20 protein-coding genes are annotated in these 22886 nt (G+C 45.3%); 3 read left to right on the forward strand and 17 right to left on the reverse strand.

Features of this window, described 5'->3' with window-relative positions; genetic code table 11:
- Positions 1-4 precede the first annotated feature (4 nt).
- The 8 genes from icmF to V7150_RS01350 all read right to left on the reverse strand — a co-directional run bounded on the left by icmF (position 5) and on the right by V7150_RS01350 (position 11370).
- Positions 5-3253, reverse strand: a complete 3249-nt coding sequence (gene icmF, locus V7150_RS01315) for a fused isobutyryl-CoA mutase/GTPase IcmF (protein ID WP_335512858.1) — start codon at positions 3251-3253, stop codon at positions 5-7.
- 32 nt (positions 3254-3285) lie between these two features.
- Positions 3286-3417: a hypothetical protein gene (locus V7150_RS01320; protein ID WP_335512860.1), complete on the reverse strand. Its 132-nt coding sequence runs from the start codon at positions 3415-3417 to the stop codon at positions 3286-3288.
- 23 nt (positions 3418-3440) lie between these two features.
- A complete protein-coding gene (locus V7150_RS01325) occupies positions 3441-4094 on the reverse strand; it encodes a TetR/AcrR family transcriptional regulator (RefSeq protein WP_335512862.1) in 654 nt (217 codons plus the stop codon).
- A 70-nt stretch (positions 4095-4164) separates the two neighbouring features.
- Positions 4165-5304, reverse strand: a complete 1140-nt coding sequence (locus tag V7150_RS01330) for an acyl-CoA dehydrogenase (protein WP_335512864.1) — start codon at positions 5302-5304, stop codon at positions 4165-4167.
- Positions 5305-5553: 249 nt separating this feature from the next.
- A complete protein-coding gene (locus tag V7150_RS01335) occupies positions 5554-6684 on the reverse strand; it encodes an acyl-CoA dehydrogenase (RefSeq protein WP_335512918.1) in 1131 nt (376 codons plus the stop codon).
- Between the two features lie 58 nt (positions 6685-6742).
- The gene (locus V7150_RS01340) at positions 6743-7594 is read right to left on the reverse strand and encodes a 3-hydroxybutyryl-CoA dehydrogenase (RefSeq protein WP_335512866.1); all 852 of its coding nucleotides are present in this window, start codon (positions 7592-7594) and stop codon (positions 6743-6745) included.
- Positions 7595-7747: 153 nt separating this feature from the next.
- Complete coding sequence (locus V7150_RS01345) at positions 7748-8932, reverse strand: acetyl-CoA C-acetyltransferase (protein WP_335512868.1); 1185 nt, start codon at positions 8930-8932, stop codon at positions 7748-7750.
- A gap of 326 nt (positions 8933-9258) precedes the next feature.
- The gene (locus tag V7150_RS01350) at positions 9259-11370 is read right to left on the reverse strand and encodes a (Fe-S)-binding protein (RefSeq protein WP_335512870.1); all 2112 of its coding nucleotides are present in this window, start codon (positions 11368-11370) and stop codon (positions 9259-9261) included.
- A 198-nt stretch (positions 11371-11568) separates the two neighbouring features.
- Here V7150_RS01350 and cls point away from each other — a divergent pair, with 198 nt between their 5' ends.
- Positions 11569-12771 carry a cardiolipin synthase gene (cls, locus tag V7150_RS01355; protein WP_335512872.1) on the forward strand — a complete coding sequence of 401 codons (1203 nt, stop codon included), beginning with the start codon at positions 11569-11571 and terminating at the stop codon, positions 12769-12771.
- Positions 12772-12916: 145 nt separating this feature from the next.
- On the opposite strand, the gene V7150_RS01360 is transcribed toward cls, so the two are convergent.
- The 5 genes from V7150_RS01360 to speE all read right to left on the reverse strand — a co-directional run bounded on the left by V7150_RS01360 (position 12917) and on the right by speE (position 17700).
- On the reverse strand, positions 12917-13096 hold the full coding sequence (locus V7150_RS01360; RefSeq protein ID WP_335512873.1) for an H-type small acid-soluble spore protein: 180 nt from the start codon (positions 13094-13096) through the stop codon (positions 12917-12919).
- Positions 13097-13442: 346 nt separating this feature from the next.
- The gene (argS, locus tag V7150_RS01365; protein WP_335512875.1) at positions 13443-15116 is read right to left on the reverse strand and encodes an arginine--tRNA ligase; all 1674 of its coding nucleotides are present in this window, start codon (positions 15114-15116) and stop codon (positions 13443-13445) included.
- Positions 15113-15526, reverse strand: a complete 414-nt coding sequence (locus V7150_RS01370; protein ID WP_335512877.1) for a DUF1934 domain-containing protein — start codon at positions 15524-15526, stop codon at positions 15113-15115. Before V7150_RS01370 ends, argS begins: the two co-directional genes overlap by 4 nt.
- 297 nt (positions 15527-15823) lie before the next feature.
- A complete protein-coding gene (speB, locus tag V7150_RS01375; RefSeq protein ID WP_335512920.1) occupies positions 15824-16696 on the reverse strand; it encodes an agmatinase in 873 nt (290 codons plus the stop codon).
- Positions 16697-16872: 176 nt separating this feature from the next.
- On the reverse strand, positions 16873-17700 hold the full coding sequence (gene speE, locus V7150_RS01380; RefSeq protein ID WP_283920821.1) for a spermidine synthase: 828 nt from the start codon (positions 17698-17700) through the stop codon (positions 16873-16875).
- A 366-nt stretch (positions 17701-18066) separates the two neighbouring features.
- Between speE and V7150_RS01385 the strand changes: the two genes are divergently transcribed.
- The gene (locus tag V7150_RS01385; RefSeq protein WP_335512879.1) at positions 18067-20136 is read left to right on the forward strand and encodes a transglycosylase domain-containing protein; all 2070 of its coding nucleotides are present in this window, start codon (positions 18067-18069) and stop codon (positions 20134-20136) included.
- Between the two features lie 168 nt (positions 20137-20304).
- Here V7150_RS01385 and V7150_RS01390 read toward each other — a convergent pair whose 3' ends face one another.
- Both V7150_RS01390 and V7150_RS01395 read right to left on the reverse strand, forming a co-directional pair.
- Positions 20305-20814, reverse strand: coding sequence for a YwhD family protein (locus tag V7150_RS01390; protein ID WP_335512881.1), 510 nt, complete (start codon positions 20812-20814; stop codon positions 20305-20307).
- 18 nt (positions 20815-20832) lie between these two features.
- Positions 20833-21483, reverse strand: coding sequence for a site-2 protease family protein (locus V7150_RS01395; protein ID WP_335512883.1), 651 nt, complete (start codon positions 21481-21483; stop codon positions 20833-20835).
- Between the two features lie 175 nt (positions 21484-21658).
- Here V7150_RS01395 and V7150_RS01400 point away from each other — a divergent pair, with 175 nt between their 5' ends.
- Positions 21659-21847, forward strand: coding sequence for a 2-hydroxymuconate tautomerase (locus tag V7150_RS01400; protein ID WP_335512885.1), 189 nt, complete (start codon positions 21659-21661; stop codon positions 21845-21847).
- A gap of 101 nt (positions 21848-21948) precedes the next feature.
- Here the strand turns inward: V7150_RS01400 and V7150_RS01405 are convergent, their stop codons facing one another.
- Both V7150_RS01405 and V7150_RS01410 read right to left on the reverse strand, forming a co-directional pair.
- Positions 21949-22170, reverse strand: a complete 222-nt coding sequence (locus tag V7150_RS01405; RefSeq protein ID WP_335512922.1) for a hypothetical protein — start codon at positions 22168-22170, stop codon at positions 21949-21951.
- Positions 22171-22372: 202 nt separating this feature from the next.
- The gene (locus tag V7150_RS01410) at positions 22373-22876 is read right to left on the reverse strand and encodes a YwgA family protein (protein ID WP_335512887.1); all 504 of its coding nucleotides are present in this window, start codon (positions 22874-22876) and stop codon (positions 22373-22375) included.
- Positions 22877-22886 lie beyond the last annotated feature (10 nt).

The following is a 22886-nucleotide window of genomic DNA, read 5'->3' on the forward strand; positions in this document are numbered from 1 at the left end:
ATTTTTACATATTACGACGATACTGCCCGCCGACTTCATATAGGGCCCTGGTAATTTGGCCGAGGCTTGCAACTTGAACGGTTTCCATTAGTTCAGCAAAAATATTTCCGCCGCTGACAGCCGCTTCTTTCAATCGTTTCAAAGCATCCGCCGCTTTGTGCGCATGTGCTTCCTGGAAGGCGCGCAAATTATGAATTTGCAGCTCCTTTTCCTCGGTCGTTGCCCGGGCCAGTTCCATATTATTCACGTCTTCCACTGAAGGAGGGTTCGGGTTTAAATATGTGTTGACCCCGATTATCGGCAATTCACCGGTATGCTTTTTCATTTCATAGTACATCGACTCATCCTGGATTTTGCCTCGCTGGTACTGAGTTTCCATCGAACCAAGCACCCCGCCTCGGTCGTTCAAGCGTTCGAATTCCTGGAGAACGGCTTCCTCAACAAGATCCGTTAGTTCTTCTACCACGAAAGAACCTTGAAGCGGATTTTCATTTTTCGTCAGCCCGTGCTCTTTTGTAATAATCATCTGAATCGCCATCGCCCGGCGCACCGATTCCTCAGTTGGCGTCGTAATCGCCTCGTCATAGGCATTCGTGTGCAGCGAATTACAGTTATCATGCAAGGCCATTAACGCCTGCAAGGTTGTGCGGATATCGTTGAAATCAATTTCCTGGGCGTGCAGTGAACGCCCCGATGTCTGCACATGATATTTCAGCTTTTGGCTGCGCTCGTTCGCATCATACTTATCACGCATCACCGTTGCCCAAATCCGGCGCGCTACTCGGCCTATTACCGTATACTCTGGATCTAATCCATTCGAGAAAAAGAACGACAGATTCGGTGCGAAATCATCGATGTTCATGCCGCGGCTTAAATAATACTCAACATAAGTAAACCCATTCGACAAAGTAAACGCCAGCTGCGAAATCGGGTTAGCTCCTGCTTCAGCAATATGGTAGCCAGAAATCGAAACAGAATAGTAGTTGCGCACTTGATGATCAATGAAATATTGCTGAATATCGCCCATCATCCTTAGAGCAAATTCTGTTGAAAAAATACAAGTGTTTTGGCCTTGATCTTCTTTCAAAATATCAGCCTGGACCGTGCCGCGAACCGTCCGTAAAGTATACGCCCGAACTTCCGCGAATTCTTCGACCGTCAATACGCGCCCAAGCTCGGCTTCTTTCTTTTGTACCTGCTGATCGATCGCTGTGTTCATGAACATCGCCAATATAATCGGTGCCGGACCATTAATGGTCATCGAAACTGATGTCGATGGGTGACACAGGTCAAAGCCGTTATACAATTTTTTCATGTCGTCGAGCGTACAAATGCTGACACCGCTCTCACCGACTTTTCCGTAAATGTCCGGGCGGTGATCCGGGTCTTCCCCATACAAGGTCACCGAGTCAAACGCCGTACTTAAGCGCTTCGCGGAATCGTCCTTCGATAAATAATGGAAACGACGGTTCGTCCGTTCCGGTGTCCCTTCACCGGCAAATTGCCGTTTCGGATCTTCGCCCTCACGCTTGAACGGGAATACCCCGGCCGTATACGGGAACGAGCCCGGAACGTTTTCCTGGTACACCCAGCGGAGGATTTCACCGTAATCCTTATATTTCGGCAAGGCCACTTTCGGAATATCGAGGCCCGATAAGCTTTTGGATTTTAACACTGTGATAATCTCTTTATCGCGGATTCTCGTAACGAATTGATCGCCGGCGTAGGCAGCCTTAGTTTGCGCCCACGAACCAAGAATTTTCCGTGATTCCGGTGTCAGCAGGGCTTCGGTTTGCTGCTGGACTGCCTCTAAAGCAGCAACGACTTCTGGCTGCTCTTTAACCGCAGCAATCGCACCTTCCAGCTGGAATAATTTCCGGGCAATATTTGCCTGCTCTTCCGCCTTCTTATGGTAGCCGCGCACCGTTTCCGAGATTTCCCGTAAATAATAGCGGCGGTCCGTTGGGATGATGACGTTTTGCTTTTCAACAACTGCATTTTTGCTAAAAGATGTCACCCAATCAGTCGCCATTTTCTCATTGATTTTTTCCACCAACGCCGCAAACAAAGCATTCGTACCCGGGTCATGGAACTGGCTGGCAATCGTGCCGTACACCGGCATTTCCTCGAGCTCCTGTTCAAACAGCATATGATTGCGCTGATACTGCTTTTGCACCTGGCGCTTTGCATCCTCCGAGCCCTTGCGCTCGAATTTATTGATGACAATTAGATCAGCAAAATCGAGCATATCAATTTTTTCAAGCTGTGACGGGGCTCCGAATTCACTGGTCATCACGTACATCGACACATCACAGATTTCCGTGATTTCCGCATCCCCTTGGCCAATACCGCTTGTTTCGACGATCACTAAGTCAAACCCCGCTGCCTTTGTAACGGCTACCGCATCTTTAATCGCAAGCGAAAGCTCATTTTTCGATCTCCGGGTCGCGAGGCTGCGCATATACACATTCGGTGAGAAAATCGCATTCATGCGAATTCGGTCCCCGAGCAGTGCACCGCCCGTTTTTTGCTTTGTCGGGTCGACCGATAGAATCGCTACTCGTTTCTCTGGAAATTCATTGATAAAGCGGCGGATTAATTCGTCCGTTAATGAACTTTTTCCAGCACCACCCGTTCCCGTGATTCCAACTACTGGAATCCCTTTCTCGAGTGACTTCACTTGTTCAAGCACCTGCTCAGCTGTTGCTGCAGCCTCATTCCTTTTATCCACATGAAGCTCTGCTAAGGTAATCAGCTTGGCAATGCTGTTAATGTCGCCTGAAGGGAGTTTTTCAATTTGCTCGGCTACATCTGTTGTGACAGTGGCAAAATCACATTCCCGAATCATCTGGTCAATCATGCCCTGCAAGCCAAGTATCCGCCCATCTTCAGGCGAAAAAATCCTGGCAATCCCGTATTGGTGCAGTTCATCCAATTCGCGTGGAATAATTACCCCGCCTCCGCCGCCATAAATGCGGATGTTCGGCGCCCCTTTTTCCTTTAACAGATCGTACATATATTTAAAGTATTCAACGTGCCCGCCTTGATAAGACGAAATCGCAATCCCCTGCACATCCTCCTGAATCGCAGCGTTCACGACCTCCTCCACTGAGCGGTTGTGACCAAGGTGAATGACCTCCGCCCCGCTCGCCTGGAGAATCCTGCGCATAATGTTGATTGAAGCATCATGGCCGTCAAACAAGCTCGACGCCGTCACAAAGCGGATATGATGCTTTGGCTGATAATTTCCCATCGTGCTCCCCCTTTTGTAAAAATGAACTCAGTTCACCGTTCGCTGCCTTTATTACTTTTCTGGAATTTTGTACAGTCAACGAGACCTTGTGGAAGCTCGGCCCCGTTCACCGTTTGCTGCTGTTTCGAAAATTGAAACTCGGTCATCGTTAACTGCTGTTCCAATAATTGAACCCGGCGGCAATTTGCTAGTGTTTCGGAACTTTTGCAGCCGCCGAGACCGCTCCACTAATCCCCGATAATAAAAGTTCAGTCTGCAATTCAATATATTCTTCCAGGGTAAATAATTTCCTGAGCGCCCAGCGGCGGAATCCCCACATTTGCCCCTGGACAAAAATGTTATGGGCAATGATTTGCACTTGTTTTTCTGACAGATGCAACTCCCCATTTTCGACACATCTCGAAAGCAGGTTCTCAAACATGCCGACCATTTCCATTTCTTTTTTTAATACATATGGTAGAGCGTCTTTCGAAAGCGACTTTACTTCCTGATACATCACCAGTACCTCCGCCTGCATCTCATCCATCACCTGAAAAAAGTTGGCAATCCCGAGCTTCAAGCTGTCCAATGTCCCTTTTTTCAAAGCGAGATCCTGCTGCAGGCGCTCACTGACATGGTCATAAATGCTGTCGCAAACAAGATAAAGCACGTCTTCCTTTGTGCGAATGTATTCATACAGCGTACCGATGCTAAATCCGGCTGCTTTGGCAATTTCCCTTGTCGTCGTCCGGTGAAACCCCTTTTGTTTAAAAAGTGCTACGGCCCCTTTGATCATTTGATCCCGCCTTTTTTGCACAAGGCGCTCATCCTTAACCGAAGCCTGTACTTCCCGCTTATTCATCCCGCTAACCGCCTTTATTCAAATTAGGCGATCCTTAATTGCCGCCTTTCTGTGTGTTTATGCCAGCTGGTTATTTCGTTAACATTCTTGAAATAACGAGGCGCTGAATTTCCTGTGTCCCCTCATAAATCTGGGTTATTTTGGCATCGCGCATAAAACGCTCAACAGGGTAATCCTTCGTATAACCATAACCGCCAAAAACTTGAACCGCCTCGGTCGTCACCTTCATCGCGGTGTCGCCTGCAAATAATTTTGACATCGCTGATTCTTTACCGTATGGTAAGCCGTTTGACTCGAGCCATGCCGCTTGATAGGTTAATAATCTGGCAGCCTCAATATTTGTGGCCATATCAGCAAGCTTGAAGCTGATGCCTTGGTTCGCAGCAATTGGTTTGCCAAACTGGTGGCGTTCCTTTGCATAGTCAACAGCTGCATCAAGGGCACCTTGGGCGATCCCAACAGCTTGGGCCGCGATGCCGTTGCGGCCGCCATCAAGAGTCATCATCGCAATTTTAAAGCCGTCGCCTTCTTCGCCGAGCCTGTTGGCAACAGGAACCTTGCAATCTTCAAAAATAATCTCAGTTGTCGGCGATGAACGAATACCGAGTTTCTTTTCTTTTTTACCAACAGAGAAGCCTGGGAAGTCGCTCTCGACAATAAATGCCGATGTTCCTCTTTGCTTACTGGATGGGTCTGTTAAGGCAAACACCACATAAATATCGGCCTCGCCGCCGTTAGTGATGAAAATTTTTGAACCGTTGAGGACGTAATGGTCGCCCTCTAGGCGTGCTGTCGTTCTCATCCCGCCTGCATCGGAGCCGCTGCCAGGTTCCGTTAAGCCGTATGCGCCAATTTTCGTTCCTTCTGCCATTGGGCGCAGATAGGTTTGCTTTTGCTCCTCGCTGCCGAATTTGTAAATCGGCCAGCCGGCAAGGGAGGTGTGTGCGGAAAGAAGTACGCCTGTTGACGCATCAACGCGGGACAGCTCCTCTACAGCAATACAATAAGCAAGATAATCGCTGCCAATGCCCCCATACTCTTCCGGCCACGGAATCCCTGTTAAGCCTAGCTCCGCCATTTTGTCAAAAATCTCCCGGTCAAAGCGTTCTTCCTCATCCCGCTCCGCCGCTGTCGGTGCCACTTCATTTCGCGCAAAATCTCGCACCATTTTGCGAATCATTTCATGCTCTTCGGATAATTTAAATTGCATTTTTTAGTCCTCCTCTTATTAAAAAAGCATTCTTTCAGCGATTTTTGGGGACATATTCTACAAAAATAAGCCCTTATTCTATAATCAATTTACTTACTACGGATTTTTTGACGTTTACTACCTATTTTTTGCTCTTTACTACCTATTTTTCATCACTCACGACGTTTTCCAGGCTTTTTATGACATATTTGAGATACTTTATGACATTCATTGGATAATATCGGAAAGTAAACGCTCTTCACTTCCAATTTAAAGATACTTACTTATCACAATCCGCTGGATCTCACTTGTACCTTCGTAGATCTCCGTTACCTTTGCATCGCGGAAGTAGCGTTCAACCGGGTAATCTTCCGTATAGCCATAGCCGCCGAATACTTGAATCGCTTCAGTAGTGACCTCAACCGCTGTCCTTGTGGCAAACAACTTTGCCATCGAGGCTTCCATGCCGCATTTCAAGCCTTGGCTCCGCAAATCCGCTGCACGATAGACTAATAGTTTTGCTGCCTCGACACTTGTCGCCATGTCAGCAAGCTTAAAGGCAATCCCTTGCTGTGCGGCAATCGGTTTGCCAAATTGCTGGCGCTCCTTCGCGTAGGCAGTTGCTGCCATTAGCGCGGCCTCGGCAATTCCGAGTGCCTGTGCCGCTATCCCGATGCGGCCGACATCAAGGTTCGCCATGGCAATTTTAAAGCCTTCACTTTCATTGCCCAAAAGGTTTCCCACTGGGACATGCATATCTTCAAATGTCAGCTGGACGGTTCTTGAGCCGTGCAAACCCATTTTCTTCTCATCCTTGCCGATAATAAGACCAGGTGTATTTTTTTCCACAATAAAAGCGGCAATGCCTTTTGTGCCTAATTTCGGATTGGTGGTCGCAAAAACGATATAAATATCGGCCTCGCCGCCATTCGTAATAAACATTTTTGAGCCATTGAGAACATAGTGGTCGCCCTTCTTGACAGCCCGGGTCTTCAAGCTCGCGGCATCAGAACCTGAGCTTGGCTCGGTTAAACAAAAGGCACCCAAATACTCCCCTGAGGCAAGCTTCGGTACATAGCTTTGCTTCTGTTCTTCTGTCCCGAAGTAAAGAATCGGGTTCGTACAAACCGATGTATGAACGGATAGAATAACACCAATAGTGGCACTTACTTTTGAAAGTTCATTAATCGCAATGATATAGGAGGTGAAGTCCATTTCGGCGCCGCCGTATTTTTCCGGAATTGGAATTCCCATCAGGCCAAGTTCACCCATTTTGCGGAGAATTTCACGCGGAAATTCTCCTTTTTCCATCTTCTCAATAAATGGGGCAATTTTGCTCTCGGCATAATCGCGCACCATTTTTCGCATCATTTCTTGTTCTTCAGTAAATGTAAGATTCACGTTGATTTCCCCTTCCCGAGGATTTTTTATAAAAAGATTACTGCCGCTTGCCGCACTATTATTCGTATTTGTAGAACCCGCGTCCTGTTTTCTTGCCGAGCCAGCCTGCTTTGACATACTTGCGCAGCAGCGGACATGGACGGTATTTGTCATCGCCGAAGCCTTCATGAAGCGTTTCCATAATATACAAGCATGTATCTAAGCCGATAAAATCAGCTAAGGTTAACGGCCCCATCGGGTGATTCATGCCGAGTTTCATCACCTCGTCAATCGCTTCCTTCGTGGCTACGCCCTCGTACAACGTATAAATCGCTTCATTGATCATTGGCATAAGTATGCGGTTGGACACGAATCCAGGGAAGTCATTGACTTCAACCGGCACCTTGCTCAAGGTTTTTGTCATATCTTCAATCACTTGGTACACTTCATCGGCTGTTGCCAGGCCGCGGATAATTTCTACGAGTTTCATCACCGGTACCGGATTCATAAAGTGCATGCCAATCACCTTTTCCGGACGCTTCGTCGCTGCAGCAATTTCGGTGATGGGCAGTGATGACGTATTGCTCGCTAATATCACATGTTCCGGAGCAATTTCATCTAATTGGGCAAAAATTTTCGCTTTAATTTCCATGTTTTCAACAGCCGCTTCGATGACAAGATCAACACCGCTTGCATCGTTCAGGTCGGTTGACACAGTCAGCCTTGCCAATACTTCCTGCTTCTGCTCCTCGGTCATCCGGCCTTTATCGACGCTACGCGATAGATTTTTGTTGATGACTCCGAAGCCGCGCTCGACGAATTCCGGCTTTAAGTCGTTTAATATAACCTTGTATCCCGCTTGGGCACAAACCTGAGCAATTCCTGAACCCATCTGCCCTGACCCGATTACCATTACATTTGAAACCTTCATGTTTTCCCCTCCAATTTTGGCGCCAAAAATAAATTTCAGCCCTTCTTTTTTTATAAAAATTCCTTTTAATTATGACTAGACTGGTAGATTGCCTATCTTTTTTCACATCTATTAGCAAAAATCATGATTTATCGGCAAATCAATTTTTCCCTACTACTTCGGTACCTCAATCATCACGGCATCTCCCTGGCCGCCGCCACTGCAAATTGCAGCAATACCGATTCCACCGCCGCGGCGCTTCAGTTCGTGCATCAATGTGATGATAATGCGCGCCCCGCTTGCACCAATCGGATGCCCTAATGCAACCGCACCGCCATTGACATTGACCTTTTCCGGGTCTAGTCCAGCTATTTTTCCGCTAACCAAAGCAACAGCGGCAAAGGCTTCGTTAATTTCAAACAAATCAATTTCATCTAAGCTTCTGCCAGTTTTTCGTAAAAGTTCATTAATGACAAGTCCCGGTGTTTGCGGGAAATCCTTTGCTTCTACGGCAATTGCAGCGTGGCCAAGAATCACGGCTTCCACCTCATGGCCTTCGCGAACAGCGCGTTCTTCGCTCATGAGCACAAGGGCGGCTGCACCGTCATTAACACCAGGGGCATTCCCCGCGGTAATCGTTCCTGATGAATTAAAGACGGGCGCTAGTTTGGCAAGCCGTTCTAAAGAAGTATCTTTCCGCGGCCCCTCGTCTTGCGCGACAACGACCGGTGCCCCTTTTCGCTGCGGTACCTCTACAGAAACAATCTCTTTAGCTAATTTCCCGCTCTCGATGGCCGAAAGTGCCCGGACATGACTTCTCAATGCCCACTCGTCCTGCGCCTCACGCGTAATCTCCATTTCCGCGGCTGTCGAGTTTCCGTAAGTCCCCATGTGAACACCGGTAAAGCTGCAGCTTAAGCCGTCATGGATCATTAGATCCTTAACGGAAGAATCACCCATTCTGAAGCCCCATCTTGCTTTTGGTAAAATATATGGGGCGTTGCTCATCGATTCCATCCCGCCTGCGACGATCACTTCTTCGTCGCCGGCGCGAATGATTTGATCGGCCAATGTAACAGAGCGCATCCCTGAGGCACAAACTTTATTAATCGTTTCTGTTTTGACTTCCCATGGAAGGCCGGCATAACGCGCTGCCTGGCGAGATGGGATTTGTCCCTGTCCCCCTTGTAGAACTGTTCCAAGAATGACTTCCTGTACTTCTTCTGGCTTTACATCTGCTCGTACCAATGCCTCTTTTACAGCGATTCCCCCAAGCTGTGAGGCGGTAAAGCTGCTCAATGCTCCCCCTAATTTTCCAAATGGTGTTCTAACACCGCTTAAAATAACTGTTTTTCCCATTCCAAACACTCTCCCTTTTCCCAATATTCAGTCATATAAATCTAAAAAAATCCTTACAATAAAACGGTGACTGAACGCTCGCTCATTATTTTATGAAAAATTTAACGCCAGCCTTACTGCCAACGCTCTATTAACAAAAAGAGGAAATGTAAGCGTTTTTATTCCTATAATCTATTTTATATAAAAAATAGCAGAAGTTGAAATGTTTTACACGAAATTCTTCAAATTCTTCGAAAATTCCCAACTCCTGCTATTCTATATTCCTGATAATTTCTTGGGACAGTGTCCCAACTTCTTTTACTGCCAACAATTAGCCAAAAGCCCGATTAAGAAGCAGCGGGTTCAGGTGCGCCGCAAACCGCTTTTTCAAGCAATTCAGCCACATCGTAGGTGGAAACCTTTTCTTCGACCTCTTTTGCCTTTGTTCCGTCTGAGAGCATCGTTAAGCAGTACGGACAGCCAGAACTGATTACCGAAGGATTAACGGCTAGAGCTTGCTCTGTTCGGCTTACGTTAATGCGATGGCCTGTTTCTTCCTCCATCCACATCAAACCGCCGCCGGCGCCACAGCACATTCCTTTTTCACGATTACGTTCAATTTCCACGAGCCTCACGCCTGGAATCGCTTTTAAAATCTCCCTCGGCGGATCGTAAACGTCATTGTAACGGCCTAAGTAACAAGAATCATGGAAGGTGATCGTTTCGTTTACGGCATGTTTCGGAACAAGTCGGCCATCCCTCACAAGCTCATAGAGAATTTCTGTGTGGTGATACACTTCCGCCTCTAAGCCGAAATCAGGGTATTCATTTTTGAAAATATTATAGGCATGCGGATCAATCGTGACGATTTTCTTCGCCTCAGCCTTTTGAAATTCTTCGATATTTTTTACAGCAAGTTCTTGGAACAAGAACTCGTTTCCAAGGCGGCGCGGTGTGTCACCGGAGTTCTTCTCTTTATTTCCAAGGATTGCAAACTTCACGCCCGCTTCATTCATCAGCTTCGCGAACGATAACGCAATCTTTTGGCTGCGGTTATCATAGGATCCCATCGAACCAACCCAGAATAAGTATTCAAATTCTTCGCCAGCCTTGTTCATTTCTTTTACAGTAGGAATATGAACATCCCCGCGGGCTTCACGCCAGCTCTCGCGCTCTTTGCGGTTTAAGCCCCACGGATTGCCTTGGCGCTCAATATTTGTCATCGCACGCTGGGCATCAGCGTCCATTTTTCCTTCTGTTAAAACAAGATAACGGCGCAGGTCGATAATTTTATCAACGTGCTCATTCATCACCGGACATTGGTCTTCACAGTTGCGGCACGTTGTACAAGCCCAGATTTCTTCTTCGGTAATGATATCACCGATTAGGCTTGGACTGTAAGCGAGAGCAGCGGCAGATTCCTGAGCACCTTGCCCTGCCGCTGCAAGGGCAATTTGATTTCCTTTCGTGTTAGCAAAAGCGAACGTCGGCACCCATGGCTGCTTCGAGGTAACCGAGGCACCATAATTGGTAAGATGGTCCCGCATTTTCACAATTAAGTCCATTGGTGACAGCATTTTACCTGTTCCGGTAGCCGGACACATATTGGTACAGCGGCCACATTCAACACAGGCATAAAAATCAATCATTTGGTGCTGGGTAAAGTCTTCAATTTTTCCAACCCCAAACGATTCTTGTGATTCATCTTCAAAATCAACCTTTTTCAACTTACCTGGGTTTTCTAATCGATTAAAGTAGACGTTTGCCGGTCCGGCAATTAAGTGGGCATGCTTGGACTGCGGTACGTAAACTAAGAAGGTTAACAAGAATAATAAATGCGCCCACCATGCCAGATAAAAAACGACAACGGCTGCAGTTTTACCAAGCCATGAAAATGCCATGGAAATGACGGAGGCGACAGGCTCTGTCCATGCAGGATCTTCGCCGTGCCAAATGATTGACATGCCGTTTCCAATTAAAACAGAAACCATCAAGCCGCCGATAAACAACAGCACTAGGCCTGATTTAAAATTACGCTTTAAACGGACTAATTTTTCCACATAACGGCGATAAAACGCCCAAATGACGGCAACTAAGATCATCAATGTGACGATTTCTTGGAAAAAAGTAAACCCGGAATACAGCGGACCTAGTGGCAGGTGTGCCCCTGGTTTAATCCCTTTGATAATAAAGTCAATGGCACCAAATTGAACTAAAATAAAGCCGTAAAAAAACATGACGTGGATGGCGCCGCTTTTTTTATCCTTTAGCAGCTTCTTCTGCCCAAACACATTCACCCAAATTTTTTGCAGACGCTCTTTAACATTGTTGTCAAACTCGACCTTTTTACCAAGCTTAATAAATTCAATCCTCGTTTTGACCACATAAACGAACAGACTGAGTGCGTAAGCGGTTACAGCCAAAAATGCAATGAGGTTGACCCATAAAAGACCATTCATGTAAAACGCCCCTTTCTTTGATTTCCTATCCCCTGTTTTTGTAAGTAGTAGAAAATAATAAATTTTCTGAACTTATACTTACCTCTATTATATAATGAATGAGCATTCAGTCAACCAATTTTTTGCATGATTTGTTCGACTTATAGAAATGACAGCCTTCGGAAACACTAACAAAACTGAATGGGGGAAAGATTGTCAATGAAATTTGTACTCATTTTAATCGGACTTGTCCTTCTCATCATTATATGGCTCGTCATTGATTTTAGATTAGGCCGCCGGAAGCATCTTTTGGCTGCAGGTAACACGGAAACCGCCATCCTCCACGGAAATTTTGAGATTTTTACGCACGGAAAGGAACTGTTCCGCAATTATTTTACTGACATTCACCATGCAAAAAAGCATATCCATGTCCTCTTTTACATTGTTAAAGATGATGCGGTCAGCCAGGAATTTTTTGCGATTTTAAAAGAAAAGGCACGTGAAGGTGTGGAAGTCCGGGTGCTGCTTGACCGGATCGGCAGCTGGAAGATTAACAAGGCGACGGTTGCGGTATTAAGGGAAGCGGGTATCCAATTTGCTTTTAGTAATCGGATTAAGCTTCCTTTTCTCTATTATTCATTGCAGGTCCGAAATCACCGTAAGATCTCGATTATTGACGGGGAAATTGGCTATCTCGGCGGCTTTAATATTGGAAAAGAATACATTGATGAAGACCCTAAGCTTAGCCCGTGGCGTGACTATCATTTAAAGATTACCGGTGAGAGCGTGAATTTTTTGCAAAGTGAGTTTTTGATTGATTGGAACGAGTATGCCGGGGAGGATCTCCAGAATCACCCGGATTATTTTCCTGAATTGCCTAAGGGGGCGATCCGCCACCAATTTATTCCAACAGAGGCCGGTCAGCTTGAAGAAAATTTTATCAGGCTTATCCGGAAAGCAGAACAGTCGATAATAATTGGCTCCCCATACTTTATTCCAAGTGCTGCGATTTTTGCGGAACTTCTGGAATCACGGCGGCGCGGTGTCAGTATCACGGTGCTTGTCCCTTTTACGGCGGATCACCTTCTTGTACAAGAGGCTTCGTTTCGATATTTACGGCGGCTTCTTAAGACAGGTGCTTTGGTTTATCAATATAAAAATGGTTTTTATCATGCCAAAACAATTGTGATAGATGACAAAATCTGCGATATCGGTACCGCCAATTTTGATAAACGGAGTTTATTTTTAAACAAAGAAATCAATTGCTTACTCTATGATCCATCCTTTATCGAGCGCTTGAAGGGCGTTATAAAAAAAGACATTCTCGACTCGGAGCTATTAACACTGGCAGTGCTGAATAAACCGAACCTGCTTAGGACCGTGAAAGAGCGCATCGCCGGTGCCCTTTCATACTTCCTATAAAACTCTTTTGTCCACACCAGGCGGACATTGTCCACGAAGGGTGTCAGGCACCATGTGAAAAATTCACAATGATGTCAAGCTCAAAATATGCTTCAAATATGCCTCAAATAGGAAGAGTCCCCGAACGTTTATCGGAGACTCTTTTCTATTCTTCAATTAAGTTTAGTACAGGAACGTCGCGCTCGTGGTCCGGGTCGGTTCTGGAATAAATTCGTGCCATTTTTGTCGTTTCATCCACATGTTGGATGATCACAAGGGTGCCATCATAGGTCACATTGATCATCTCAGCAGATTCGAGAATTTCCTTTGCTCTTCCTACATTCATGCGTTCTCCTCACTCCTCACTCAAAAATCTATCTTTAATATTTGTATTTTTTTGGGAGTTATTCATATTTTAAAAACTGTTTCCGTGAAAATCGGTATGCTAATCATTCATTAACGCCTTCTCAGGTTCACTTTTTTTGAATTACAATTCACTTAAAACAGTTTTCTTTCCGGTTCCGGCAATTACTGTCCGGTTTCACGGTTTTACTTTCCACTTTTCTACTTTTACTTTCCGGTTTCACGGATTTACTTTCCACTTTTCGTCATTTACTGTCCACTTCAAAAATTGACCCCCAAAAACAAATAGAAAAAGCCCCCTTTCCAATGAAAAAGGGGGCCTACATAATTTACATTTTTTCCGGAGCCGAAACGCCAATCAACGCCAAGGCATTCTTTAACGTGATTTGCACTGTCTTCACTAACCCAAGACGTGCCTTCGTCCGTTCAGGCTGCTCGCTGTCGAGTACCTTTTCCGCATTGTAAAAACTGTGGAATGTCGACGCTAACTCAAAAATATAGTTCGTAACCCGGTGCGGCACACGCTTCACTGCGGCCTCGCCAACAGCGGAAGGGAACTCACCCAATTTTTTCAATAAGTCAATTTCCTTTTCCGACGACACCACTAATGAAAAATCAGCATCGGCAGCAACTGTCACACCCTGTTCTTCGCCTGCACGCAAAATGCTGCAAATTCGAGCATGGGCATACTGCGCGTAATAAACCGGATTTTCATTCGACTCCGACACCGCCAGGTCCAAATCAAAGTCCATATGGGTATCCGAGCTGCGCATCGCAAAGAAATAACGGGTCGCATCAAGGCCAACCTCATCAACCAAATCCCTCATCGTCACAGCCTTTCCGGTCCGTTTACTCATCTTCATCTTCTCGCCGTTTTTATAAAGATGGACAAGCTGGATAATTTCCACCTCGAGCGCCTCGCGGGCAAATCCTAGAGCTTGAATCGCCGCCTTCATCCTTGGGATATAGCCATGGTGGTCAGCCCCCCAAATATTAATCAACTTTTCAAAACCGCGCGCAAGCTTGTCCTTGTGGTAAGCGATATCCGGCGTCAAATACGTATAAGAGCCGTCCTGCTTAATTAAAACGCGGTCCTTATCGTCACCAAAATGAGTCGAACGCAGCCAGGTCGCCCCGTCTTCCTCATACACATAGCCGCTCTCACGCAGCGCATCCAAAGCCTCATCGATTTTTCCATTTTTGTAAAGTGAGGTTTCCGAGTACCAGACATCAAAGCCGACACGGAAATCCTCTAAATCGCGCTTCAACTTCGCCATTTCGTATTTCAAACCGTACTCACGGAAAAATTCAAACCGCTCCGCGTCTGGGACCTCAACATACTTATCGCCAAACTCTTCCGCCAGCGCCTTCCCGATGCCGACAATATCAGCACCATGATAGCCATCCTCCGGCATATCCTTTTCCATGCCAAGCGCTTGGAAATAACGGGCCTCAACAGACAATGCCAGATTATTAATCTGATTGCCGGCATCATTAATATAATATTCTCTTGAAACGTCATAGCCCGCCTTGTCTAAAATATTGCACAGTGAATCGCCGACCGCAGCACCGCGGGCATGTCCAAGATGTAAGTCCCCCGTTGGATTGGCCGACACAAACTCGATCTGGATTTTCTGGCCTCCGCCCACGGTTGTCGAGCCGTACTTGTCCCCCGCTTCAAGAATGGTTGGAATCAAGTTGGTTAAATAATCATTATTCATATAAAAATTAATAAACCCTGGCCCCGCAAGCTCAATTTTTTCAATCGAAGCCTGCGAACGGTCGAAATTTTCCACCAAGCTTTCAGCAATCATCCGCGGTGCCTTCTTCGCCACCCTTGCTAGCTGCATTGCCATATTCGTCGAATAGTCACCGTGTGCCTTTTCCTTCGGAGTCTCTAAGATCACATCGGGAATCTGCTCCTCAGTCGCAAGCCCCGCCTTCAGCACCGCCGCGCGAATTTCTTCCTTTATTTTACTTTGAACCTGTTCTACAATATTCATTTTTGATCCTCCTGAAAGGTAATTTCTAAATGGTATGTACCGGCGGGCGAGCCCTGCATCGTGAAATCATAAAGAATGTCAATCAGACCATCCGAATGCTCGATTTTTTTTGCCATTGTTAACGTTTCAAACGTACCAAACGGCATCTCGTAGCTGCCGCGCATTTTTTTATGTAAACGAAACGGAAGCCGCATTTTCACCGCACCGCCCCTTAAGATCAGCGCCTCATCCTCGGCCACCTTCACAATCGTACGGACACTTCCTTCCTCCAGCACTTCCTCATACTGCAGAAATGAAGCACCCTCCTTTTGATGGTATCGGCCAAACACCGTCAATTCAAAAGTCTCTTGCTCATCTATCGTCGTTTTCACCTTAATTTTCACCGGAATTTCATGGTTTGCCAAACGCATTTGCACTTCCTTTTAGTATTTTTACACAAATTCTGCCCTTATTTTTGCAAAACACGATTTTATTTGCGAAAAAATGAAGTTTATTTGCGAAACTTCACGATTTATTTGCGAAACATCGGTATTTATTTTCGAAACAACCCTATTTATTTTCGAACCTTAGCCTTTGATTGCTCTCTTACTTTGTTCTAGCCTTATCATTAACTTGGGGGCGTTATCGCATACTTTCCCTATTATACATTGTTACGGTGCAAATCAAAAGATGCCCGCCCCCAATGGGACAGGCACCAACTTGAAAGATTATTTCACCCAACCTAGCAACATTTCACGAATTAATTTGCTCGCTGTGTTCGCAGTTTGCTCTGATGGATCGTAAATCGGCGCAACCTCAACAAGGTCACCGCCGACCACCTTTACCTCTGAACGGGCAATTTCATGAATCGAGGCAAGCAGTTCTTTCGACGTGATTCCTCCGCAATCGACCGTACCTGTTCCAGGCGCATGCGCGGGGTCAAGCACATCGATATCGATTGTTACATAAACCGGACGCCCGGCAAGCGTTGGCAGGATTTCTTTCAACGGCTCAAGCACATCAAATTTTGAAATATGCATACCATTTTGCTTCGCCCACTCAAATTCTTCCTTCATCCCGGAACGGATGCCGAAGGAATAAACGTTTTTCGGCCCGATTAATTCAGCGATTTTGCGAATCGGGGTCGAGTGTGACAATGGCTCGCCTTCATAATTCTCACGCAGATCGGTATGCGCATCAAAATGAATAATCGCTAAATCCGGATATTTTTTATAAACAGCCCGCATGACAGGCCATGATACTAGGTGCTCACCGCCCATGCCAAGCGGGAACTTTCCTGCCGCTAGAATTTGATCGACAAACCCTTCAATTAAATCAAGGCTGCGCTGAGCGTTTCCAAACGGCAGTGGAATATCGCCGGCGTCGAAATATTTAACCTCTTCCAATTCGCGGTCGAGATAGGCACTGTACTCCTCAAGACCAATTGACACCTCGCGGATTCGGGCCGGGCCAAAGCGCGAACCTGGGCGATAACTCACCGTCCAATCCATCGGCATCCCGTAAAGCACAACCTGACTCTCCTCAAAATTCGGGTGACTCTTAATAAAAACCTTCCCCGAATAAGCCTCATCAAAACGCATCAAACATCCCTCACTTTCTAGGTATTCCCCTAGAACCTTTTTATTTAACCAAATTTTCGCTTTTTCATCAGTTTCGGTCACGTAGATTCTCTCTAGGTGACCGGTGACTCGTTTTTTATCGATTTTGGTCACGTAGACCTATATTAACAGGAATACCTACCTAACTCCCGTTTAGTTTACTTCACTAAATCGCCAACAAACTTAGGCAATACGAATGCAGCTTTGTGAAGTTCTTTTGTGTAGTATTTTGTTTCGATTTCGTGGAAGCGGTCTTCGCTTACTTCTAATGGATCGTATTTCTTTGAACCGATCGTGAAAGCCCATAGGCCGCTTGGATACGTAGGAATGTTAGCTACATACAAACGGGTAATTGGGAAAATTTCTCGAACGTCGCGCTGAACATTGCGAATTAAATCCGCTTTAAACCAAGGGTTGTCCGATTGAGCAACAAAAATGCCGTCTTCTTTTAACGCCTTGGAAATTCCCGCATAGAAGCCTTTTGTAAACAGGTTTACCGCTGGGCCAACCGGTTCCGTTGAGTCAACCATAATAACATCATACTGATTGTCGCTTTCAGCGATATGCATAAAGCCATCGCCCACCTGCACGTCTACACGCTCGTTCTCAAGCCATCCAGCAATCTCAGGCAAAAACTTCTTTGAATACTCGATTACTTTTCCGTCAATATCTACAAGTGTCGCTTTTTTCACGCTTGGGTGCTTTAACACTTCACGAATAACGCCGCCGTCACCGCCGCCGACAACAAGCACATTCTCTGGATTTGGGTGCGTAAATAACGGTACATGTGCCACCATTTCATGGTAAACGAACTCATCTTTAACAGAAGTCATAACCATGTCATCTAAAAGCAGCATGTTACCCCACTCTTCTGTTTCAATCATATCAAGCTTTTGAAATTCCGTTTGCTCTGTATGTAATGTTTTATTTACTTTCATTGTAATTCCAAAGTTTTCAGTTTGCTTTTCTGTAAACCAAATTGTCATATTTCATCTTCCTTCCGTATTTTTATTCATTTTCCAGCTTCCGCGCTTAGCTACTAATGTGCTTCCGTGCATCTGCTTTGTTTTTAATTTTATCGTACCCAACCTATTGAATTACAAACAGAAAAAAAAGTCTAGCAAAATTTAAAGAATTTTTTCATGAATGTTTAAAAAGGCTCTATTTTTTCAATACTATTACTATCTATTTTTTTTAAAACTGGAAAATGAGAATATCTAGCTGCAGCGCTTTTGCCCCTCGAGATCGCTTCGGTCCTGTCAATGAAGTCAAAGAACGACTTCACCGCCTGGCCCTCCAGCGCTTGTCAAGGCGGATCAAAGCGCTTCCGCTTTTAATGTGAGGTGAACAAAATGGAAATCATGACTGATCAAGGGTTTCGAAAGACGGTTAAATATTTACGGGCATTTATTATCATCAGTTTGATAGGCATGATTTGTGTGCTCATTCTCTTCCTTGGCATCCTTGCTTATGCCAAAATTTTAGGTGCGCCGCCGCTCGCAGTTCCGCAATCGACACTGTTTTTTGCCGAAGATGGAACCTTAATCGGAGAGAGCCATAGCGGGCAAAAACGCTATTGGGTCAAACTCAAGGATATTTCGCCTGATTTAGTAAATGCGACCGTCTCCATTGAGGATAAAAATTTTTACGAACATCATGGTTTTGATTTTAAACGAATTGCCGGTGCCGTGATTGCTGATATTCAAGCCTTCGCCAAGGTGCAAGGAGCAAGTACCATTACTCAGCAGTATGCCAGAAATCTGTTTCTCGAGCACGACAAAACGTGGAAACGGAAGCTGACGGAGGCGTTTTATTCAATCCGCCTGGAAATGAGCTATTCGAAGCAGGACATTCTCGAAGGCTATTTAAATACCATCTACTATGGCAACGGTGCCTATGGTGTTGAAGCAGCAAGCCAATATTATTTTGGAAAAAAGTCCTCCGACTTAACCCTTGCCGAAGCAAGCATGCTCGCGGGAATTCCAAAGGGGCCGGGTACCTACTCACCGCTTGCTTCAATGGAAAAAGCAAAAAGCCGCCAGGCGATTATTTTACAAACCATGGTAAAAAACGGCTATATCAGCAAAGACACAGCAAAAACAGCCGCTAAAGAACCGCTCACATTAGTAGGCGTCCATACAACGCAAAAAGTAAAGGTGGCACCGTATTTTCAGGATGCGGTTAAAAATGCGCTGAAAAATCAATTACATTTAGATGACCGCACGATTGCCCTCGGCGGTTTAAAGATTTATACGACACTCAACCTAAAACAGCAGGAAGCTGCCGAAAGCCAGGTCAACAAATATGTGGCCAGCTCCTCGGAAATCCAGGTCGGCCTTGTGGCGATGGATCCGAAAAACGGCTATGTAAGAGCAATGGTCGGAGGCCGGGACTATGACAAAAGCCCTTTTAACCGCGCGGTTCAAGCAATTAGGCAGCCGGGTTCGACCATCAAGCCGCTCTTGTATTACGCCGCTCTTGAGCACGGCTTTACCCCATCCTCGACGATGCGGAGCGAGTTTACGACCTTCCATTTTGATGACGGCCAGGCCGATTATACACCGCATAACTTTAACAACAAGTATGCCGATGGTGAAGTCACTCTTGCCCAAGCATTGGCCGTATCCGATAATATTTTTGCTGTCAAAACGCATTTATTTTTAGGAGAAGAGACGTTAATCGAGACAGCGAAGAAATTTGGCCTTTCTACCAAAATGGCCAAGGTTCCGTCGCTATCCTTAGGAACTTCAGGTGTTCGTGTAATTGAAATGGCGGGTGCCTATAGCCTGTTAGCTAACGGTGGAAAACGGGTTAACCCGACGTTAATTACGAGAGTTGAAGACTATAATGGCAATGTTATTTTTGAAAAAGAAAATGTATCGAAAATAGTTTTGAACCCGGCAAAGGCCTTTGTGATGACGCAGATGCTGACTGGGATTTTCGATGCAAAATTAAACGGCTATGCTAAGGTAACCGGGAGCACGATTATGAAGGATCTTACCCGGCCATACGCAGGAAAGTCAGGCTCAACGGAAACAGACAGTTGGATGATTGGCTACTCACCGCAGCTTGTTACGGCGGTCTGGACTGGGTACGACATCGGAAAACCAATTGATTTAACTGCGGAAAAAACGTACGCGAAGAACATCTGGGCCAACTTTATGGAGGAAGCGTTACAGGGGAAACCCGTAAAGGCGTTTAAACCGCCAAAAGAGGGAGTTGTCGGCGTTTACGTGAACCCGGAAAATGGCAAGCTGGCAACCAAGGATTGCCCTGTCCGACGCTACACCTATTTCGTTGCTGGCACCGAACCGACTGAATATTGCACCGATCACTTAAAAAATTCGGACGAGTCCCCGGCAAAAAAGCGGGATCACAAAAAAGTACCGTGGTATAAGAAAATTATGCCTTGGGGGAACTAAAATTGAAAAGCTCCGGATTGCTCCGGAGCTTTTCTTGTCCTAGTTTTACAGTGTATTCACACTGATTATAATACTACCTATTTTTGAGAAAAACTACAAGCCATTCTCCACTTTATTTTTTTAAAAAAATATAATTCCTCAATTACGAAGTAGTAATGAATTTGTACTTTATTCCGCCAATAACCCTTTTTTCAGTTCTTCTGTGGAATTATTCCATAAGGCTTCATTATGTCCTCGCAGGAAAGCAGCTAGTACTTTTTTCGAGTTTGCATCCATATCCTCGACAATAATGTGGCGCTTCAGCGACTTATCCATGCGGTTGACGTGCTCCGGCAAGGATTTATAGCCGCGGCGTATTTCCCGGTCAACCGTCATAAAACAAGCAGTTACCCCGGCATAATACGGGCCTTCCGGCTTCCGATCAATCGTCACCCATACAAGCCAATACGGCTTTCCGTTCGGCACCTCATCTTTATTCTGCAAAAATTTGATCCCTTTTTCGACCACACTGCGGGCATGCATCGCGCCGACATCGATTTCCGCTTCCCCAGCTTCGACATCAATTATCACCGGAGAAACATTGTCAAGGCTGAGTGCTCCCTTGCCAAAGCCCTTGTGCCCATCGGTAGGGTCACTTTTTATTATATTAAAACCAAGTTTTTTCTTATTTTCATCCATTGATGGTGCAAGCCTCCTTTAAAAAAATAAACTGTTGGCGAAATACTCAAGCATTTTCCATACCCAAGGAACGATCACCTGGAAAATCGGCTGAATGGTGAAACGATCTAATGGTGTAATCACTAAAATAAGAAAAATTAAGACGCCGTATTGTTCATATTGTGTCATTTTTGCCCGGAGATGATTAGGAGCTAGATCCTCAACAATCCGATATCCGTCAAGCGGCGGAAGCGGAAGAAGGTTGAAAACAAATAATACAGTGTTGAGTCTGATAAATATATCGAGAAAATTGAAAAAATTTTCTGTTGGAATCACTCCAAACCGTTGCAGCCCGTAGGCAACGCAAAAGCCAATAAAGGCTAATACTAGGTTGCTGAGCGGCCCTGCGACGGAAACAAGAATCCCGGCTAAGCGCGGCTTTTTAAAAAAGAATCGATTGACTGGTACCGGACGGGCCCAGCCAAAACCAGCAATCAGAATTAAAATCGTTCCGAACGGGTCTAGGTGCTTGAGCGGATTTAACGTTAGCCGCCCTTGGTTTTTCGCCGTCATGTCGCCAAATTTATAGGCAACATAGGCATGGGCTAATTCGTGAAACGTAAACGCAAAAATCAGCGTGATGGCTACATAGGGAATCTCCCTTAACGGATAGGCAAGAAAATGTTCCAATAGCGTTTCTCCTCTCTAATAACGGAGTCATGACCGAACTCTACTTCTATTTTCCTTTTAGTATACATGAAACCGCTCGTAAAAAGAAAATCAAATGTGCTAGTCGCATTGTTGCACTTTTTAGCTGTTTATGGAACACTAACTAGTAGTTACGTTTAAAAAGGAGGACTAGCAAATGCCATATGTGACAGTAAAAATGCTTGAAGGACGTACAGATGATCAAAAGCGAGCTTTAGTGGAGAAAGTAACCGCCGCTGTCAGCGAAACAACCGGCGCCCCAACAGAAAACATCACCGTCTTCATCGAAGAAATGAGCAAGGACCACTACGCCGTAGGCGGCGTCCGCGCAAGCGACAAAAAATAATCATGGTGTCAGGCACCATTAACAACATCTAAAGATTAGATAGGGTGTCAGGCACCATGTGAAAAATTCACATGGTGCCTGACACCTTTTAAGTTTCTGAGCTAGAATTTTATTTCATTTTTTGGTTGGTCCAGCTTCATCTTTTCTAGTTCAAGCTTCATCTTTTCGGTTTCGATTAAATAGTTTTCTTGTTTCAGTTTTTCAAGCTCAAGCTCGTCTTTTAACATATTAGCCTTTAATTTTGACTGCTTCTGGAAATGGTCTGTTAAGATGGCGACAATCGGAATTCCAAATATCATAACGACAGAAATTACTCCAATGATCACAGCGCTCCGCCTCCCCAATTTACTCGATAGACAAATGATAACAAATTTTCAAAAAAATGAATATTGATTTAACTGAAAACAAAGCAATAAAAAACGCTTGGATCTTTTTCCTAGTAGTTGAACTGCCCCCCAGTTGTTAGACACAATCTAATAATGGAGATGAAGTTCATACTTTTTCTAAAATCCAAGCGTTTTTATTTTATTGAGTTTTCTCTCTCAACGTTTTAATATATTGGTACGCCTCATCGATTTCCGCCTCTGTATAGCGCTGGCTGCTTTTCAACGTAAATACTTTATTCGTAACTTCGTCTTTTGAGAGGTTATCAAAATATAAAACCGTTGAAACAAGCTCGAGGAATCTAGCATTTTGCTCATTCATATCGGAAAAGCAATCCGCCAAAGAGGGCATTTCGACTTCGTTCAAGCTCAAAAACTCTTTCCCCGAATCTGTCAGCGTGTAGCGATATTGAAAGTATCCGCCCTTTTTCTCTTTTACTTCATTCAGAAATCCCATATTACAAAGTTCTTCCACCCTTGTGGTCAATTCCTCCGAATAGGGCCCGTAAAAATGAAACTGGAACCGCTCGTGAAAGGGAAACTCAATCTTTTTCGCAATAAATATCATCTTTTGCAGCTTTTTTCTCCCGGTAATTTCACCTGAAACCAGAATCGCCTGCATCAGCTTCGCGTGATCTTTTAACAACGTTCGTCAT

Origin of the sequence: Neobacillus drentensis, assembly GCF_036965245.1 — a bacterium.
Lineage (GTDB): Bacteria > Bacillota > Bacilli > Bacillales > Cytobacillaceae > Neobacillus > Neobacillus drentensis_G.

Coding starts and splice junctions, on each gene's coding strand:
- icmF (WP_335512858.1), bottom strand. CDS start 3,253: ATGGGAAATTATCAGCCAAAGCATCATATCCGCTTTGTGACGGCGTCG.
- V7150_RS01325 (WP_335512862.1), bottom strand. CDS start 4,094: ATGAATAAGCGGGAAGTACAGGCTTCGGTTAAGGATGAGCGCCTTGTG.
- V7150_RS01330 (WP_335512864.1), bottom strand. CDS start 5,304: ATGCAATTTAAATTATCCGAAGAGCATGAAATGATTCGCAAAATGGTG.
- V7150_RS01340 (WP_335512866.1), bottom strand. CDS start 7,594: ATGAAGGTTTCAAATGTAATGGTAATCGGGTCAGGGCAGATGGGTTCA.
- V7150_RS01345 (WP_335512868.1), bottom strand. CDS start 8,932: ATGGGAAAAACAGTTATTTTAAGCGGTGTTAGAACACCATTTGGAAAA.
- V7150_RS01350 (WP_335512870.1), bottom strand. CDS start 11,370: ATGAATGGTCTTTTATGGGTCAACCTCATTGCATTTTTGGCTGTAACC.
- cls (WP_335512872.1), top strand. CDS start 11,569: ATGAAATTTGTACTCATTTTAATCGGACTTGTCCTTCTCATCATTATA.
- V7150_RS01360 (WP_335512873.1), bottom strand. CDS start 13,096: ATGAATGTAGGAAGAGCAAAGGAAATTCTCGAATCTGCTGAGATGATC.
- argS (WP_335512875.1), bottom strand. CDS start 15,116: ATGAATATTGTAGAACAGGTTCAAAGTAAAATAAAGGAAGAAATTCGC.
- V7150_RS01370 (WP_335512877.1), bottom strand. CDS start 15,526: ATGCGTTTGGCAAACCATGAAATTCCGGTGAAAATTAAGGTGAAAACG.
- speB (WP_335512920.1), bottom strand. CDS start 16,696: ATGCGTTTTGATGAGGCTTATTCGGGGAAGGTTTTTATTAAGAGTCAC.
- speE (WP_283920821.1), bottom strand. CDS start 17,700: ATGACAATTTGGTTTACAGAAAAGCAAACTGAAAACTTTGGAATTACA.
- V7150_RS01385 (WP_335512879.1), top strand. CDS start 18,067: ATGGAAATCATGACTGATCAAGGGTTTCGAAAGACGGTTAAATATTTA.
- V7150_RS01390 (WP_335512881.1), bottom strand. CDS start 20,814: ATGGATGAAAATAAGAAAAAACTTGGTTTTAATATAATAAAAAGTGAC.
- V7150_RS01400 (WP_335512885.1), top strand. CDS start 21,659: ATGCCATATGTGACAGTAAAAATGCTTGAAGGACGTACAGATGATCAA.